The sequence below is a fragment of the Providencia hangzhouensis genome (assembly GCF_029193595.2).
GTDB classification, from domain to species: Bacteria; Pseudomonadota; Gammaproteobacteria; order Enterobacterales; family Enterobacteriaceae; genus Providencia; species Providencia hangzhouensis.
In genome coordinates this window covers 2,975,176-2,991,974 of record NZ_CP135052.1, presented here as the reverse complement: position 1 = coordinate 2,991,974, position 16,799 = coordinate 2,975,176, and the positions used below count along the sequence as shown (strand labels likewise).

The following is a 16,799-nucleotide window of genomic DNA, read 5'->3' as shown; positions in this document are numbered from 1 at the left end:
AATGAGCATTGATTATCGCAATAAAGCCATTGTCACATATAGTTAATGTGAATGTTATCAATTACGTGGCAAAACATGCTTAATCTACGATTTTATTGTGATAATTGAAAATAAGAGTGACCATTAAGCCATGTAACCCATCATCACTTAGGTTATTTTCGATACGAATGTCTCCGCCTTGGCTTTGTATCAAACGCTGGCAGATCACTAAACCTAACCCTAAACCTTCTTTTTTAGTTGTCGCAAATGGCGTGATACCTTGCTCTAATTGACCCGCAGGCATCCCTCCAGCATTGTCCTGTAAAACAAGTAAAAAATGTTGCTGCGAAAAATGAAACTCGAAACGCAGTAGGGTTGCCCCTGCTTGCAAACTGTTACTGATTAAATTAGAAAGTAATTGTTCTAGTAACGTGTCTGGCAACATCAGGGAGACGTCAGGGGTTTCAGGTAAAATTAACCTCGAATTGGGGTAGTGCTGGTCTGCACGCAATAATTGCCAAATATGATTAATAGCCTGTTTAACCGATTGCTGGCTCAATGTGATTGCGGGGTCATGGCTTGGTTTACCCGCCCAGAGACGCAAATTGCGAATGATATCGGCTCCACGTTGAGCTTGGTCGTCGATTTTAGTTAATGCGCTAATTAATGGGTGGCTTTCAGACTCTTTAGTCAGGCGTAGAATACACCCTTGGGCATAATGGCGGATTGCAGACAGCGGTTGGTTCAATTCATGGGCAAACCCAGATGCCATTTCCCCCAAAATATTTAACCGTTGTGCCTTTTGTAAATTGGCTTCTTGCTCTCGCAAGCGATTATGCGCTTCTTCTAATTGGCGGCTGCGACGTCTCACCAAAAAGGCAATCCAAACATGATTTATCCCAAGTAATACAAAAAATAAAGCGACAAGGCTGATAGTGATTTGGTTTTGAATGGTCCAACTGACGATATCCTGCCAGATTTGACGCTGTTGCGGATGTTGGTTAACGTCTCTGAGTAAGGTTTCGACTTGAGTCACCGACGCGGGAGCTCCCCAACGCATAGCGGCTTTATCTGTTGATAATAATGTCTTGGTGACTTTGTCGACTAAATTGTCCGGCACTTCACTTAAGGCGGCAAAAGACCAATTTGGATACAGTTCTGTGCTAGTTAAACAAGAGAGAGAGCTTGGATGTTGAATCAATGGGCGAAATTGTGTTTTATCAATCAACCCTTCGCTATGCATGTTTTCTAATAAACAGACAGGAACTATAGCTGCGGATAATGAATCATCACGCAGTGCGTATAATAATGCATCTGCAGGGAAACCTAAAAATTGCATCTTAAAGTCTTTGGCAGCGTCGTAGCCCATATCCCTCAACACTTTGTAACCTAACAAATAGCCACCAAAAGCATCTGGTGAAATTGCTCCGACTTTCTTGCCTATTAGGTTTTTAACTTCTGAAATATCACTGTCTTTTCGAACTAATATCAAGCTGCCAATAACATTACGCGTTGTGCTGTTGGGCTCCACGTCTGAGCGAAGGGAGAGCAACCAACGTAAATGATAGCGGTTATCTAACTGAATAAATTGGGCAGGATTCGTCAACAAAAAATCTATCTTGCGATTGGAAATCGCCTCTTTCATCTCATCTAAATTGAGAGGTTGTAACGTAAAACGCTCCCCAGGAATCGACTCATTGAGTGTATCAATCAAAGGCTGCCAATGAGATTGGGTTGAACTGGGGCCACGTAAGGCCAATACCCCGATAGTCCACTGGGCCGAAATTGCTGGCAAAGACCACGTCAGTAGCATGATTAACAGTATGTGATACAACGGTCTAGACGATTTTTTTAACATATTTGAGTTATTCGTTGCGTTAGATCAATTTAGCTACGGGTATGTGGTAAACCACAATAGGGCAGTGGCTCCACTCTTCTTACAATGGCACTACAAGCTTTATCAAGATAACCCATCGGGTTTAAAGAGAAATAACAATTTCAGTGGTTATCTTAACGAGACTGTACCCATTGTCAATAACGCATGTAATACAAATAACATATTGATTAATAACTTTTATTTTCGCATTAGCAATGTCAATACTGGAGCCAATTATGGATCTGAGTAAACGAAAATTTCTACAACAAATTGGAGCCGTAACTGCGGGGGCATCGTTGATTCCCATTGCAGAAGCAGGGCTAAATTTTTCCCCGACACGCAGAGAAGGCAATCCAGAAAAACGCTATGGAATGTTGATTGATTTGCGCCGTTGTATCGGTTGCCAATCTTGCACGGTAAGCTGCTCGGTTGAAAACCAAACCCCACAAGGTCAATTTAGAACGACAGTGAATCAATATCAAGTCGCAGTGAAAGGTGAAGAAGGGTTCACCAACGTACTGTTACCCCGTTTATGTAACCACTGTGATAACCCTCCTTGTGTACCTGTATGTCCAGTTCAAGCGACTTTCCAACGTGAAGACGGTATTGTTGTCGTTGATAACGAACGCTGTGTTGGGTGTGCGTATTGTGTGCAAGCCTGCCCATATGATGCTCGCTTTATCAACCACTCTACGCAAACTGCAGATAAATGCACATTCTGTGCTCATCGCTTAGAAGTGGGTTTATTACCTGCTTGTGTTGAATCCTGTGTCGGTGGTGCGCGCATTATTGGGGATTTAAAAGACCCAAACAGTACTATCCGTAAAATGCTGACAGAGCACGAGGCTGAAATCAAAGTACTCAAACCGGAAAGTGGCACATTACCACAAGTTTTCTATATAGGTTTAGATGACGCATTCGTGCAACCGCTGCAAGGCAAAGGGCAGCCCGCATTATGGCAGGAGGTGTTCTGATGAATGGCCAAGTGACTTATATTTCAGAAATAATGGCTCAGCCACAAGAATTCTTTTGGCTACCTTGGGCGGTACAATATTTCTTCTTCATTGGGATTGCGTCTTGTGCGGTTCTGTACGCGTGCTATCTTCATTGGAGAAACAAACCTGAAAACAGCCGCTTAGAAATGATCGCTGTATTTATTGCTATCACGATGGGGATCACCGCGCCGTTAGCACTAACCGCAGATTTACACCAAACCGCAAGGGTATGGCATTTTTACGCTCATCCAACAATATGGTCTTGGATGTGGTGGGGCTCTGTATTACTACCATTATTCACCACATTTATTGGTTTATATTTTGTTGCATTAGTGGTGAAGCTGATTTGGAAAAAAGAATTCAAAGCAACGCGTTGGGTTGCCTTGTTGGCTGCATTTTCAGCCATCGGTTTATTGTTATATACCGGCCGTGAAGCCTCAGTGTTAAACGCGCGTCCAATTTGGTTTAGCTGGTGGATACCGGTATTGATGTTCCTTAGTGCTCTGCAAGCATTACCTGCATTGATTAGTTTAGGGGCTCGCCGTGAACCTCAATATCAAAATCGCTTAGCGCGTTTTCAAGTTGTGACATTATTATTGTTTGTGGTGTGCTTTGCGTTGTGGTTATCAGGTGACACCACTTCAGGTATCGCAGTACGCCAACAGTTAGATACGGCAAGCGCAGGCTGGTGGATGCTAATGGGGGTTTGTGCACTGTGGTTAATCACTTTCGCAATGTCCGTCAGTAATTTAAAAGCGACTCGTTCCGTTCCATACATTACTGTTCTAGCTTTAATTTCAATGGCTTTTGCTTGGTCATTACGTTGGATTTTCCTGATGGAAGTTCAAGCGGTTCCAAAATATAACATTATCGCGAACCCATACCATTTCCCACTGGGAACAGATGGATTATTGGCTATCGTCGGTACATTCGGTTTATGGATTGCGTTAACAATTATTGTTCGTGAAGGTGTTCGCCGGTTTGCGAGGAGAGTGCAACATGGCTAAATTCTCAAGACGTCAATGGCTTAAAGGTGGTTTGGTTGTCGGTGGTATCGCATTATTTGGTGCAAGCTACCGTGATGTTGCCAAACGTGCAGTCGATGGTCTGGTTAATGGTACGTCAGGTAAAGTCACTCTTGATAGGCTTAATGGTAACTCTTTACGCCCTGAAGGGCAGGTACTGAAAGGCTGGCAAGAAAATCCAGAACAAGTGGTTGCGATGACCCAGTGTTTTGGTTGTTGGACCCAGTGTGGTATCCGTGCTCGCGTCGATACAGCAAAAAATGAAGTATTGCGTATCGCGGGGAACCCTTATCATCCACTTTCCCATGAAGAGCACTTTCCTTATGGAATGCCACTGAAAACGGCATTTAATAAAATGAGTGGAGAATCAGGCCTTGAACACCGTTCGACAGCTTGTGCTCGTGGTGCGACGTTAATGGAAGGCTTAACAAGCCCATTGCGTATCCTTGAACCGATGAAACGTGTGGGTAAACGCGGCGAAGGTAAATGGGAGCGCATCAGTTTTGAACAACTGATTAAAGAAGTGGTTGAAGGAGGCGACTTATTTGGTGAGGGGCATGTGGATGGCTTACGGGCGATACGTGACTTAGAAACGCCTTTAGACCCATCTCAACCTAAATTGGGGCCAAAAGCTAACCAATTATTAGTGACCAACGCAGGTGATGACGGCCGTGATGGCTTTATCCGTCGCTTTGCACAAAATGCCTTTGGCAGTAAAAACTTCGGTGCTCACGGTTCTTATTGTGGACTGGCTTACCGTGCGGGTTCCGGTGCATTAATGGATGATTTGGACAAAAATGCCCACGTTAAACCCGATTGGGATAATGTCCGTTTCGCGCTATTCCTAGGGACATCACCTGCACAATCAGGTAACCCATTTAAGCGCCAAGGCCGCCAGTTAGCCACAGCGCGTTTACGTGATTCATTTAACTATGTGGTGGTATCACCTGCATTACCATTAACAACCACTTTAGCGAATGACCACGGTCATTGGGTTCCTGTGCAACCGGGTACGGATGCGGCATTGGTGATGGGGATGATCCGCTGGATCATTGAAAATAACCGTTACAACGCAAAATACCTCAGTGTGCCAAGTGAGAAATCCATGGAAGCCGTGGGGGAGAAAAGCTGGACTAACTCAACACATTTAGTGATCACGGATGATAACCACCCATTAGCAGGTAAATTGTTAATTTCTTCTTATATCACAGGGGAAGGTGACAATGAGAAAGCTTATTTAGTGCAAGATGCTGCGGGTGAATTAAAACTGGCTGATGAAACGCCTACGGCCGAGCTCTTTGTGACACGCCAAGTCACCTTGCACGATGGCAGTGAAGTGACCGTTAAATCTAGCTTCCAATGTTTAAAAGAAGCGGCAAATCGTATGACTTTGGAAGAATACAGTCAGCGTTGCCATGTTCCAGTGAAAACGATTGAATCGTTGGGTAAAGCATTAACTTCTTATGATAGAAAAGCCGCCGTCATCTCTCATGGCGGTATGATGGGGGGTAATGGTTTTTACACTGCATGGTCAGTTATCATGCTTAACGCATTGATTGGTAACCTGAACTTGAAAGGCGGTGTTTCTGTTGGTGGCGGTAAATTCAACGGGGAAAACGATGGGCCGCGTTACAAAATTGCTAGCTATAAAGGTAAAGTGAAACCTAAAGGTGTGGTGCTGTCGCGCAGTAATGAAGTGTATGAAAAATCAGATGAGTTCAAAGCACGTCAGGCAGCGGGTGAAAACCCATACCCAGCAAAAGCCCCTTGGTACCCGTTTGCTAAAGGTCAATTAACAGAGCAGTTAGCATCTGCCTTGATGGGATACCCCTACGCACTGAAAGCGTGGATCACCAATATGACTAACCCTGTATATGGTATTGCAGGTATTCGTCAGGTGATGGAAGAAAAACTGAAAGACCCTAAACACCTGCCGCTGATTATTGGTATTGATGCCTTTATGAATGAAACCACGGCATTGGCAGATTACATTGTGCCAGATACCCATAACTTCGAAAGTTGGGGGTTTAGTGCACCATGGTCTGGCGTGCAGGTCAAAGCCAGCACAGCACGTTGGCCGATTGTTGAGTCACGTACTGCGAAAACAGCGGACGGCCAGCCAGTTTCGATGGAGAGTTTCTGTATTGCTGTAGCGAAAGAACTTAATTTACCCGGCTTTGGCGATAACGTGATTGAGGATATGGATGGCAACATGCATTCACTCAATACAGCGGAAGACTATTACTTAAGAGTTGCTGCAAATATGGCGTGGTTAGGGGAGAAACCAGTCCCTGAAGCCGCAACAGAAGATATCCAAATCAGTGGCGTGGAGCGTATTTTACCGGCTATTACACGGACTTTAAAACCAGAGGAAGTTCGCCGTGTTGCCTATATTTTCACACGAGGTGGCCGTTTTGCGCCTTATGAAAAAGCGTGGGATGGCGATGCAACAGGTCCTCAATGGAAAAAAGGCTTACAAATTTGGAACCCAACGGTGGCCGTTAATCGCCATGCCATAACGGGTGAACGTTATAGCGGTTGCCCGACGTATTACCCGCCTCGTATGGCGAATGGGGATGATGTGAATGCAGTATTCCCAGAAAAAGAGTGGCCGCTGAAGCTGATGTCATTTAAATCCCATGTGATGAGCAGCTCAACCACCGTTATTGAACGGCTCCGCCATGTGAAACCGACGAATCTTGTTGCTATCCACCCCGATGATGCAGCGAAAATGGGGGTAAAACATGGAGATTGGATTAGGATCACCACACCGGGGGGGCATGCTGAAGCTCAAGTAAGCGTACTTGATGGCGTAATGCCTGGAGTGCTTGCGATTGAACATGGCTATGGGCATACCGAGATGGGAGCGAAACAGCATTATCTGGATGGCCAACCTATGCCAATGAATGCGGCAAATGGTTCAGGAATTAACTTAAATGACCTTGGGTTTGCTGACCCAACACGTGAAGTTGCTAACACGTGGTTAGATTGGGTTTCGGGGGCATCGGTACGCCAAGGCTTACCTGCTCGCATTGAGTTAATTGGTTAAATGAAGTAGTAAGGATGGCTAGTGGTGGGGACCTGCATAGCTTCACCATTAGCCATCTGGTAGTTGGCAATAAGTAGTAAGCAGTTGACATTGCGCATAAAACGGTGTGCTACCACACCGTGACTTCGGCAAATGCCTGGGAGGGGGAGCCCTCCCTTTTTTAATGGTTTATCGCAAGAGTGGCGAAACCGACTGTTCTAAGCCGATGCTTTGTAGCATCAAAACCCCCATCAAAATAAATAAAATACCTGCCAAAATTTTCAGTGTGATTGCCCAATATGGGGAAAATGACTTTCCTTTTAAGCGTGATACACGAACCGCATTATCACGCATTAAATGAACAAAAAGAGCGATTAAACAAACAGTTAATGCAGTCCCCATTGCCATTGCTAAGGCAGCGATAACCCCCCACGCATAGACCTCAATGACATAAGAAAACAGCAATACAAGAATTGCCCCGGAGCAAGGGCGGATACCCATCGATAGGATAATCAATAGCTTACTTTTAAAACTGGATTGTAATTGATGGGACTGGATAACGTGTTGGTGCCCACAACCACAGTTGTCCGAGTGGCTATGGGCTTTTGTTTTACTTATTGCTTTCGTTGATGAATTCAGTGGTTGAATGCTTTTTATCTTGAGTGGTGCCAAGTGTCTTGATTTGCGGATTGACCAGCCACGACGCAATGCGCTGATGCATAAATAGCTACCCAGCAAAATGACAAATAGATAACTCGTTTGCTCTGCATATAAACTGGCTTGGTTGAGATGCTTAGTAGAGAGTTGGAATAGGATCAAGACTAAGGAAACTAAAGTAATCGCAACAAGCCCTTGTAAGAGCGATGCAAGTAAACTAATGATAACACTCTGTTTTAAATGAGTCGCTTGGGTGGCAATATAAGTGGTAATAATTAATTTGCCATGCCCCGGCCCAAGGGCATGCAAAAAACCATACGCAAAACTGGCAACTACCAGTAACCCACCTGCATACCATGGGCGAGAGGTGGTTTCTTGCAATAGGTAAGATAGCCCTTGGTTTAACTGTTTTTGCCAAGCTAGGCTAAGTTGTAACCATGATCCCCAGTGGGTGTATAGCTGCCAAGCGGCATAGGTTATAAGCCCCATAAACAGCGCAGTAATTATTAGTCTTTGCGTACGTAAAGGCATTATGGACATTGAATGTCAACCCGTTGTGCAAATTGTTTGCCAAGTGCCAAATCTTCTTCTGGGCTATCACTTTTGTCTAAAGAGAAAGCGTAGGCGCGCATTGAATCGGTCACATTTGCTTCTTGTAGTTCCATCTGGCAATTTGCTGCAATATCTAAAGGTAGGTTAACTTGCTGTTTATTTTGGTAAGTCATGCTGACGTAGAATGTTGGGTCGTAAGTTTGAATTTCCACATGGGAACCTGCTATAGGCAGGGGTTGCATAAATGAAGCGGTAAAGAAGAAAACTAAAGAAAAGCCATCTTTTTCTAAATGGTAGCTATCAGGAATACGTTTAAAACTGACTTTCTTCCCCTGATAATAAAAATCAGTGAAATAATCTTGCATCAATACATTCGCCATAATAATAGCTTCTTGCTGTTTCCAACGCGGGTCATCCGGTTTAATGCCTTTTAATTCATACGCGATATCCGCTGATGTCATTGGATCCATTTTCCAAACATAGCTAATCCCTGAGTATTTATCTTGTTTACTTTCAAGGGAAATTTGCATTTCAATAAAACTATGAGGGTGTGCCGCTACTTGTGGAGCAACCATAAACAGAAATAGAAAATAGAAAGGAAAAAATCGCATCATTCAGTCAGCTAAATTGGTTTATCAAAAAAATGTTATAACATAACGAAAAGCAAACTAAAATATCTCGTAGTGATTTAAAATTCAACCTAAAACGATTGGTTAATACTTTTATCACGATAACCCTACAAATAAAGGGTTTTTTATTAACATAATAAGAGGGATAATACTCACCAAGATTTAAATAGGGTGGCAGCTCGCCTGAATTTATTTAAATTAAAATATTATCAATGAGTTAAATAGGATTAAGAACACCATGCCAGTGTTACATAACCAAATTTCAAATAAAATATTAAAAGAACGTATGTTGGCAGAAGTTGAGCCGCGCACCACTATCTCTTTTTATAAATATTTTAATATCCAAGACCCAAACGAATTTCGTAATCAATGGTACCAACAATTTAAAGCATTAAGCGTTTTTGGACGTGTTTATATTGCAAAAGAAGGTATTAACGCGCAAATCAGTGTGCCGGAATCTAATGTGGGCGCATTGCGCGAACTTATTTATGCAACAGACCCCGCATTAGATAACTTACGTTTAAATATTGCGATTGATGATGACGGTAAATCGTTCTGGGTGCTGCGTATGAAAGTCCGTGAGCGCGTGGTGGCTGATGGTATTGAGGACGAAACATTTAACCCTGCAAATACAGGTCAATATCTAAAAGCTCACGAAGTGAATGAAATGATTGATGACCCAAATACTGTTTTCGTCGATATGCGAAATCATTATGAGTACGAAGTAGGGCGTTTTGATAACGCGATTGAAATACCTTCAGATACATTTAGAGAGCAACTGCCAATGGCGGTGGAAATGCTGCAAGAGCAAAAAGACAAAAATGTCGTAATGTATTGTACTGGTGGGATCCGTTGTGAAAAAGCCAGTGCTTATATGCTGCATAATGGCTTTAAAAATGTTTACCATGTTGAAGGTGGGATTATTGAATACGCGCGTAAGGCGAAGGAACAAGGGTTGCCTTTGAGGTTTAAAGGGAAAAACTTTGTTTTTGACAACCGAATGGGAGAGCGTATTACAGAAGACACATTAGCACAATGCCACCAATGTGGTGCACCTTGTGATACACACACCAATTGCCGTAACGATGGCTGTCACTTGCTGTTTATCCAATGCCCTAGCTGTGCAGAAAAGTACGAAGGTTGCTGCAGTTCGTCTTGCACTGAAGAAATGAAACTTCCAGAGCAAGAACAACGCGCACGCCGTGCAGGTCGCGAAGTCAGTAATAAAATCTTTAATAAGTCACGTCACCGTTTATCCGATGGATTATTAAATAAAGATAACTAATTATTGATGTTCTCTATAATAAGAAAGCCCTGTAATTAGGGCTGATTAGAGCAAGATAAAATTAATTGAAATAAAAAATTTATTTCATTCGATGTCATTACGTTGCTTATACCCCATACATTTCGTATGAAATTCATGGGGTATTTGTTTATGGTTTACAGCAGGTAACGCCATTTTGTAAAGAAGTGTAATTTAAGACTTGAAATACGCGTAACTGGCACTATATAAGAATTGCACCAAGAAAGAGCATTATCCCATACTAGGTACACAGGTAATGGTGCATAGTCGTATGTGTTTAGTTTGATATAAAAATATTGAAGGAGAAATTATGTCTAACATTAGATCTTTTTCATTATTCCCAACATTATCCGATAGCTTACTTTCTAACAGATTTGACCAAATGGATCGTTTGTTTAGCCAGCTAACAGGTAATAGGCCTTTAACTTCAGAGCATCCGTATAATTTAAAACAAATAAATGAAACAAGCTATCAATTAACGGTTAGTGTTCCAGGTTATAAGGAAGAGGACTTAAGCGTATCCCTAAAAGGCGGGAAATTGTATGTTCAAGGTGAGCAATCAGCAGAATTAGTTAATGATTCTGAGAAATGGATCCATCAAGGAATAACGCAAAATAAGTTTTCCCTTGAATTTAATCTCGGTAAAAATGTGAAGATAGAAAGTGCTGAGTTATCTAGTGGTTTACTAACTCTGGATATTGAATATGAAATCCCGGATGAAGAAAAACCTCGAGTTATCGCTATTGAAAATAAAGATATAAAATCATAGAACTAAAATTTATGACTCGTCAGCAGCAGTTAGAGTGACTTTATAATATTGGACACTTTTGCTGACCGGTTTGTAAGGCCTGATTTCGTTATTCAAACGGAGTCAGGCCTTTTAGTTTTGTTTTAGTCGATTTAAATTAAAACATTTTTAATATAAATATTTAAATACATTATATATAAAAAATAACTCAATTCTATTTTTGACGAAAACTTTAGATGCGATATGTCTTTTCTGTGAATAGACAGTACTATTACTAATTCCTAGTTTTCGAGAAATAATATGATTGGGTGTCTCATTCATCCAGTTATTAATAATATTTTGTTCTTTAATCGTGAAAATGGATGACTCAATATTATTAGCAAGTTTGGTGATTTTTTCTATTTGTTCATGGTCACGAATAACTTTATCAAGCGTTTGAATAATAATGCTTTTTGATAGAATAAAGTAATTGTCTTTTAATAATAATGGGTTGTTTGTTTGCGGATAAGGAGCATTAATATAAATATAAAAGCGTGCATTATTAGTATTACTTAATAACTGCTGTAGAGTAGGGCAGTAATCAGAGTAATTACAATAGTAGGTTAGATTCACCAGTATAATGCTTGGTAGGTTTGTGTTCATAAAACCAATGGCTTCTTTTATACATCCTGTACTAATAAATTCGAGTTTTTTATTTTTAGATAAATATTCTGTAATGCCAAGACGTGTATAATAACATTCATCAATAACTAATATTCGCATTGGAACATCCTTGTTCAAGAAGATGGCTTACAATAAATTGGAATTGATAGAGAAGTCAACCAAGGATTAATAAAAACAATAAATAGTGTTCTTATTTGAAATTGCTAATTAGTAATTAATTAATAAGATAATTATATAAAGACATATAGTTATCTATATATATGAATAAATTAAATGGATATTAGTGGCACTAATATCCATTTATTTTCCTAGTGTGTTTTAAAATCAAACTCAACATATTCCCCTGATTCTATCTTGTCTACGCCTGCTTGGAGAATATGAATAAGTTGTTTAGCCACATCAGTCGTTAGCCACATGGTTTTATCCACAATAGCATCACCTGTGTGTTTATCTTGCTCGGGGAGGTAGTGCAAACGCAACATCATAGCGTCGTAATCATCGACTGTGCTGATGTCCCAGCCAACTACTGGGTGGGTTTGAATGACATCATTTTTTTTATTCATATAAACCTCCTAATCAAACATCGTGATAAATAATAAATATCTATAACTGACTAAGAGCAATGACCTCGTGATGAGTCCACTTTTAGTATAAGGAGATTTCGCTAATAAGAAAGCAAATAAAACATTTTTTTTGTTTATATAGCAGAAAATGCATAAAACAGACAATAAGGATTGTAAAAACAGAATGGGAAGCACTTTGAACTTCCCATTAGTGTATAAACTACTGACCCAGAGCGACTGTCCAGCGCGCATCTTCTCCTGCTAAGAAAGGAACTAATTTATCATTACAGCAATCAATCGATTCGCAAGTAATATTTTGTTCTTTAGTTAGCGTAATAGTTCCTTCGTTTACAGGTAAGTTATAGAATTTAGGACCATTTAGTGAACAAAAAGCTTCGAAATGCGCCAAAGCACCCAGCTCTTCAAAAACAGTCGCGTAAGCCGCTAATGCGGTGGGAGCATTAAAGACCCCAGCACAACCACAGGTAGACTCTTTACGTGATTGTATATGTGGTGCGGTGTCGGTACCAAGGAAGAAACGGTCACAACCTGAAGCAACGGCTGCACGTAATGCTTCTTGGTGTACATTACGTTTCAAAATAGGCAAGCAAAATAAGTGCGGCCTTATACCACCAACTAACATATGGTTACGGTTAAACATCAAATGTTGAGGTGTTAAAGTTGCAGCTGTAAATTCATTTGCTTCTTGGACATATTGCGCCGCTTCTTTGGTGGTTATATGTTCAAAAACGACTTTGAGTTTTGGAAACTGTGCCCGTAATGGAAACATAACTTGCTCAATAAATAACGCTTCGCGGTCAAAAATATCGATATGGCTTGCGGTGACTTCACCATGGACCAGCAATGGCATTCCTGCTTGTTCCATCGCAGCTAATACGGGATAAATTTTTTTAATATCAGATACGCCATGACTAGAGTTTGTTGTTGCATTAGCCGGGTAGAGTTTACAGGCAGTAAATACCCCTTCGTTAAAGCCACGAACCACTTCAACAGGATCTGTGCTATCAGTAAGGTAGCAGGTCATTAAAGGGGTAAATTGATGCCCTTCTGGAACCGCTTTTAGGATGCGTTCACGATAAGCTTTTGCGGCTTCAATCGTTGTGACTGGTGGCACTAAATTCGGCATGACAATTGCACGGCCAAAAAATTCACTGGTATAGGGAACGACCGTTTTTAACATATCATCATCGCGAAAATGAACATGCCAATCATCAGGGCGGCGGATCGTTAGGGTAGTTACAGTTGACATTAAACCGGCTCCATAGGGGAAGAGTGAATGATGAGCGAGTGCTCAAGCCGGAATAGAATGATAAAGGTAAAGTAAAAAAATAGCTATGAGAAATCACGATTATAGCTTATTTCAGGGATAGATCGCGCAAATAACGTAAATAGGTGGCTTATTTAGTTCGTTCAATAGCAAAAAACCTGCTTAAGTTTCCTTAAGCAGGTTTTTCTAAATTTTGGCTCCTCCAGCTGGACTCGAACCAGCGACATACGGATTAACAGTCCGCCGTTCTACCGACTGAACTATGGAGGAACTCCTTGGTACGCAGAGGATATTAGCTTTCTCTCACCGCATTGTCAAAGGAGAATATCGAAAAAATTGTTTGTTTGCCTGTTATCTGTGCGAACTGTCGGAAGTTTGATCGAAAATAGAGTAGTGGTGATTAATCAAGGCCATACACTAACGAAAAGACTGAGACAAATCTGAGTTGATGAGCGGTATATTATTTCAAGTTTAGAGGTTAATCGTAGTTAATCACTACTAAGTCATGGATGGATATAAAGTAGTTTAATTTTTATCGCGGAAAGTGATACTGAAGATGATTCCTTGCGCAGTGGCAAGGTGGATTTGGTTATCGGTTCCTCTCGAGACTGGCACCCTGAAATTAAGGCTCAGAGCTTATTTAATAGTACTTTTCAGGCATTAGTTCGCCCAGAGCATCCAATTATCGGGCAGGTGACGCCTGAAAGCTTAACGCATTACCCACATATTAGCGTATCGCGCCGAGGGCGTACATTGGGGCCAATTGATGACGCATTACGCGACCTTCAATTACAGCGTAATGTTGCATTGACTTTACCTAGTTTTCATTCAGCCATGATGTTAACTATGAACTCTGACTATATTTTGCCGCTCCCTCGTCATGTGCTGCAAGGGGTAAAGAGTGTTAATTTGCCATTGGTTGAAATTGAACTTCCTTTGGGATTGGTGCCTATATTTATCGTGCAAGCATGGCACCCAAGGTTAGATAGGGACCCTGCGCATCAATGGTTACGCCAGACGATTAAACAATTTTTTCTAGAGAAAGAATAAGTATTTATTTTATGGTGGGAACTCTTGTATTTGCCGTAAGTAAAGTAATGCTAAGAAGAGTGATTTTTAGGTAGATAGCAAAAAGCCCGCATTAAGCGGGCTTTTTAAATTTGGCTCCTCCAGCTGGACTTGAACCAGCGACATACGGATTAACAGTCCGCCGTTCTACCGACTGAACTATGGAGGAATTGCTTTGTTCCTGAGAACGAGGCGCATATTACCCATCCTGTTCACTGTTGTAAAGTATAAAAATGAAAAAAATAGCCAAGTGGGCGTTAAGTAATCGATTTGGTGGTTATCTATCCTAATATATGATGCGTAATGCATACCAGATGGATTATGAGAGGTGCTAGGAGATCATTGATAGTAGAGATGAATGATATAATGGTGATATATATTTAGCAGATAGCAAAAAGCCCGCATTAAGCGGGCTTTTTAAATTTGGCTCCTCCAGCTGGACTTGAACCAGCGACATACGGATTAACAGTCCGCCGTTCTACCGACTGAACTATGGAGGAATTGCTTGTTCCTGAGAACGAGGCGCATATTAACGATATCATCTCAGGCTGTCAATCATAAAAACAGAAAAAATATCCAACTGCTCATTCAATGCACATTATGACGAAGTTTTACTCTAGTTAATTGATATTGAATTAATTTTGAGTTGCAAGTGTACCAGGTAATTGCGTAGAAACTTCAGGATAAGCGACATGATAGATATCATAAAAGGAAATCATTCCTTTTAATGCAATTAAACGCGATATTTCTTGTTTTATAGCAGAGCTAACATCTTGTGAATCAATGATTTTGCTTATCGCATTATCAGAAACTGGTTCAGTAACAAACCATTCCCCGTTATAACAGACACGTAAATCTAAGACGCCAATATCTTCAAAGTGATAAACAGGTTTGATGTCAAAAAGTAGTACACTTGCTAATACAATAAAAAGAATGGTGATACCCAGAGCCCAATAAGGACCAAAATAAGGGGCGTACCAAAGAATAATGGCTAGGGGGACATAAGCCGCAACCATACCAATACATAAATAAGGGTGGTTGGCGAGAAATTGGCTATTAAAATAAGGTTTCCCATCACGGTTTTCACGTTTATTGATGGCATCCAAATCTTCGACGAGTATTTGTTTGATAATATCCATGTGTATAACTCTCTGTCAGATATCTATACTAGGAGGGTATCACGAGCCGTCGAGATTGTTATATATCAGTTAAAAAAAATATTTACACAGATTGTCATCGTATCGGATAATTCTTACTGACATTTATTAGGTTGTTGGCTTTTTAAATTAAAGTTTTCTTTAAACTATCAACTAAATGCAGCGTTTTTGTTAACGTTATAGCCGATAAAAGTGACGCAATCGAAAAAACAGCATATTTTTGAGGTTTGCTCGTATAAAATAGTTGCTATTATCTTTAAGTCATGAGTTAATGAGTGTCGGCCTGTTTAGCAGTCCTATTTGATGTATGATTACTGAGTTAGTGTGTTCTAAAGAAGAAAGTTATCACAGATAGCCTTTGACCGTGACGCTTCATCTTGGTGTTTCCCTGATTAAATAGTTGACTCTGGCCCGTATATGCCAAAAGGCAAGTTTTTTTGATGTTATATAGGAAAAGTCAAATGTCCGACAAAATGAAAGGTCAAGTTAAGTGGTTCAACGAGTCTAAAGGCTTCGGTTTCATCACTCCAGCTGATGGTAGCAAAGACGTTTTCGTCCACTTCTCTGCCATTCAGGGCAATGGTTTCAAAACTCTGGCTGAAGGTCAGCAAGTTGAATTCACCATTGAAAACGGTGCAAAAGGCCCAGCAGCTGCTAACGTAACTGCTATCTAAGCTAATTGCTTAACTGATTTTCTAAAGCCCGTCATTTTTAATGACGGGCTTTTTCGTATGCGCTACATTTATGGTTAATATATTTTGCTGGAAAAGAATGTTATGAATATTAATGACCGTGTTTATGTAAAAACAGACGGAGAAGAGCGTCGAGAAGGAACTATTTTACTTATTGAACCCTTCAATGAAGGGGTAATGTATTTAATTGCATTACCTGATTACCCTGAAGGTATTTGGTTCTTTAATGAAAAAGAAGGCGATGAAGGGATTTTTGTTACGCCAATTGAAAGATAAGTTCAATTTAATGGGCACTTTGTCCTTTACTTAATAATTTTCCCCACTTATACTCCTTCCATCTTTTACTTAGGAGATTATTACTTGGACAGTCAGAGTTGGAATAAAAACTTAATTTAATGGCAAGCCAGTAATCGTCTTTTCTTTTCACTGCTTGCCACAACGGCGGGCGGTGTCTGATGTCTCCTCATCATACTACTCCCTTATAATTGTATTTCATTAGATAGCGTATTATAGCTGTATTGAGTGTGTATTATGTTGGTCTATATTTATTCTTTATTTCCTCCAGGCAATAGCTAA

15 protein-coding genes and 3 tRNA genes are annotated in these 16,799 nt (G+C 40.7%); 8 read left to right on the top strand and 10 right to left on the bottom strand.

Translation table 11 applies throughout. The annotated features are described in order from the left end of the window. Positions 1–79: 79 nt before the first annotated feature. Positions 80–1,837 (bottom strand): tetrathionate respiration histidine kinase TtrS, encoded by a 1,758-nt coding sequence (gene ttrS / locus PZ638_RS13575; protein ID WP_036957871.1) that lies wholly within the window; start codon positions 1,835–1,837, stop codon positions 80–82. Between the two features lie 254 nt (positions 1,838–2,091). On the opposite strand from ttrS, the gene ttrB reads away from it, so the two are divergent. From ttrB to ttrA, 3 genes are read left to right on the top strand one after another with little or no spacing between them, the layout of a single operon-like run. Further along, positions 2,092–2,829, top strand: coding sequence for a tetrathionate reductase subunit TtrB (gene ttrB, locus PZ638_RS13570; RefSeq protein WP_036957869.1), 738 nt, complete (start codon positions 2,092–2,094; stop codon positions 2,827–2,829). Continuing rightward, positions 2,811–3,857 carry a tetrathionate reductase subunit TtrC gene (gene ttrC / locus PZ638_RS13565; protein ID WP_414703340.1) on the top strand — a complete coding sequence of 349 codons (1,047 nt, stop codon included), beginning with the start codon at positions 2,811–2,813 and terminating at the stop codon, positions 3,855–3,857. The genes ttrB and ttrC overlap by 19 nt, the downstream gene beginning before the upstream one ends. Further along, positions 3,850–6,924, top strand: a complete 3,075-nt coding sequence (ttrA, locus tag PZ638_RS13560) for a tetrathionate reductase subunit TtrA (RefSeq protein WP_272674295.1) — start codon at positions 3,850–3,852, stop codon at positions 6,922–6,924. The genes ttrC and ttrA overlap by 8 nt, the downstream gene beginning before the upstream one ends. Positions 6,925–7,092: 168 nt before the next feature. Here ttrA and PZ638_RS13555 read toward each other — a convergent pair whose 3' ends face one another. After that, positions 7,093–8,100: a nickel/cobalt transporter gene (locus PZ638_RS13555; protein ID WP_226617107.1), complete on the bottom strand. Its 1,008-nt coding sequence runs from the start codon at positions 8,098–8,100 to the stop codon at positions 7,093–7,095. Next, on the bottom strand, positions 8,091–8,726 hold the full coding sequence (locus PZ638_RS13550) for a DUF1007 family protein (protein WP_094960764.1): 636 nt from the start codon (positions 8,724–8,726) through the stop codon (positions 8,091–8,093). Before PZ638_RS13550 ends, PZ638_RS13555 begins: the two co-directional genes overlap by 10 nt. Positions 8,727–8,979: 253 nt before the next feature. On the opposite strand from PZ638_RS13550, the gene trhO reads away from it, so the two are divergent. Both trhO and PZ638_RS13540 read left to right on the top strand, forming a co-directional pair. Then, complete coding sequence (trhO, locus tag PZ638_RS13545) at positions 8,980–10,026, top strand: oxygen-dependent tRNA uridine(34) hydroxylase TrhO (RefSeq protein WP_004255839.1); 1,047 nt, start codon at positions 8,980–8,982, stop codon at positions 10,024–10,026. 328 nt (positions 10,027–10,354) lie between these two features. Beyond that, the gene (locus PZ638_RS13540) at positions 10,355–10,813 is read left to right on the top strand and encodes an Hsp20 family protein (protein ID WP_036957864.1); all 459 of its coding nucleotides are present in this window, start codon (positions 10,355–10,357) and stop codon (positions 10,811–10,813) included. Between the two features lie 147 nt (positions 10,814–10,960). On the opposite strand, the gene PZ638_RS13535 is transcribed toward PZ638_RS13540, so the two are convergent. The 4 genes from PZ638_RS13535 to PZ638_RS13520 form a co-directional block, all read right to left on the bottom strand. After that, complete coding sequence (locus PZ638_RS13535) at positions 10,961–11,554, bottom strand: LuxR C-terminal-related transcriptional regulator (protein WP_153673605.1); 594 nt, start codon at positions 11,552–11,554, stop codon at positions 10,961–10,963. A gap of 209 nt (positions 11,555–11,763) precedes the next feature. Then, positions 11,764–12,018, bottom strand: a complete 255-nt coding sequence (bssS, locus tag PZ638_RS13530; RefSeq protein WP_004255804.1) for a biofilm formation regulator BssS — start codon at positions 12,016–12,018, stop codon at positions 11,764–11,766. 220 nt (positions 12,019–12,238) lie between these two features. Then, positions 12,239–13,288 (bottom strand): dihydroorotase, encoded by a 1,050-nt coding sequence (gene pyrC, locus PZ638_RS13525; RefSeq protein ID WP_094960765.1) that lies wholly within the window; start codon positions 13,286–13,288, stop codon positions 12,239–12,241. 212 nt (positions 13,289–13,500) lie between these two features. Then, a tRNA-Asn gene (locus PZ638_RS13520) sits at positions 13,501–13,576 on the bottom strand. Between the two features lie 294 nt (positions 13,577–13,870). Between PZ638_RS13520 and PZ638_RS13515 the strand changes: the two genes are divergently transcribed. After that, positions 13,871–14,356, top strand: coding sequence for a LysR substrate-binding domain-containing protein (locus PZ638_RS13515; RefSeq protein ID WP_226617105.1), 486 nt, complete (start codon positions 13,871–13,873; stop codon positions 14,354–14,356). 111 nt (positions 14,357–14,467) lie between these two features. Here PZ638_RS13515 and PZ638_RS13510 read toward each other — a convergent pair. From PZ638_RS13510 to PZ638_RS13500, 3 genes are all read right to left on the bottom strand, one after another. After that, positions 14,468–14,543 (bottom strand) — tRNA-Asn (locus PZ638_RS13510). A gap of 255 nt (positions 14,544–14,798) precedes the next feature. Further along, a tRNA-Asn gene (locus tag PZ638_RS13505) sits at positions 14,799–14,874 on the bottom strand. A 135-nt stretch (positions 14,875–15,009) separates the two neighbouring features. Beyond that, positions 15,010–15,513, bottom strand: coding sequence for a YlaC family protein (locus PZ638_RS13500; RefSeq protein ID WP_004265669.1), 504 nt, complete (start codon positions 15,511–15,513; stop codon positions 15,010–15,012). A 479-nt stretch (positions 15,514–15,992) separates the two neighbouring features. Between PZ638_RS13500 and cspE the strand changes: the two genes are divergently transcribed. Together cspE and dsrB are read left to right on the top strand one after the other, a co-directional pair. Continuing rightward, positions 15,993–16,205 carry a transcription antiterminator/RNA stability regulator CspE gene (cspE, locus tag PZ638_RS13495; protein WP_004909801.1) on the top strand — a complete coding sequence of 71 codons (213 nt, stop codon included), beginning with the start codon at positions 15,993–15,995 and terminating at the stop codon, positions 16,203–16,205. 102 nt (positions 16,206–16,307) lie between these two features. After that, positions 16,308–16,499, top strand: a complete 192-nt coding sequence (gene dsrB / locus PZ638_RS13490) for a protein DsrB (protein ID WP_004255792.1) — start codon at positions 16,308–16,310, stop codon at positions 16,497–16,499. Positions 16,500–16,799 lie beyond the last annotated feature (300 nt).

Coding starts and splice junctions, on each gene's coding strand:
- ttrS (WP_036957871.1), bottom strand. CDS start 1,837: ATGTTAAAAAAATCGTCTAGACCGTTGTATCACATACTGTTAATCATG.
- ttrB (WP_036957869.1), top strand. CDS start 2,092: ATGGATCTGAGTAAACGAAAATTTCTACAACAAATTGGAGCCGTAACT.
- ttrC (WP_414703340.1), top strand. CDS start 2,811: ATGGCAGGAGGTGTTCTGATGAATGGCCAAGTGACTTATATTTCAGAA.
- ttrA (WP_272674295.1), top strand. CDS start 3,850: ATGGCTAAATTCTCAAGACGTCAATGGCTTAAAGGTGGTTTGGTTGTC.
- PZ638_RS13555 (WP_226617107.1), bottom strand. CDS start 8,100: ATGTCCATAATGCCTTTACGTACGCAAAGACTAATAATTACTGCGCTG.
- PZ638_RS13550 (WP_094960764.1), bottom strand. CDS start 8,726: ATGATGCGATTTTTTCCTTTCTATTTTCTATTTCTGTTTATGGTTGCT.
- trhO (WP_004255839.1), top strand. CDS start 8,980: ATGCCAGTGTTACATAACCAAATTTCAAATAAAATATTAAAAGAACGT.
- PZ638_RS13540 (WP_036957864.1), top strand. CDS start 10,355: ATGTCTAACATTAGATCTTTTTCATTATTCCCAACATTATCCGATAGC.
- PZ638_RS13535 (WP_153673605.1), bottom strand. CDS start 11,554: ATGCGAATATTAGTTATTGATGAATGTTATTATACACGTCTTGGCATT.
- bssS (WP_004255804.1), bottom strand. CDS start 12,018: ATGAATAAAAAAAATGATGTCATTCAAACCCACCCAGTAGTTGGCTGG.
- pyrC (WP_094960765.1), bottom strand. CDS start 13,288: ATGTCAACTGTAACTACCCTAACGATCCGCCGCCCTGATGATTGGCAT.
- PZ638_RS13500 (WP_004265669.1), bottom strand. CDS start 15,513: ATGGATATTATCAAACAAATACTCGTCGAAGATTTGGATGCCATCAAT.
- cspE (WP_004909801.1), top strand. CDS start 15,993: ATGTCCGACAAAATGAAAGGTCAAGTTAAGTGGTTCAACGAGTCTAAA.
- dsrB (WP_004255792.1), top strand. CDS start 16,308: ATGAATATTAATGACCGTGTTTATGTAAAAACAGACGGAGAAGAGCGT.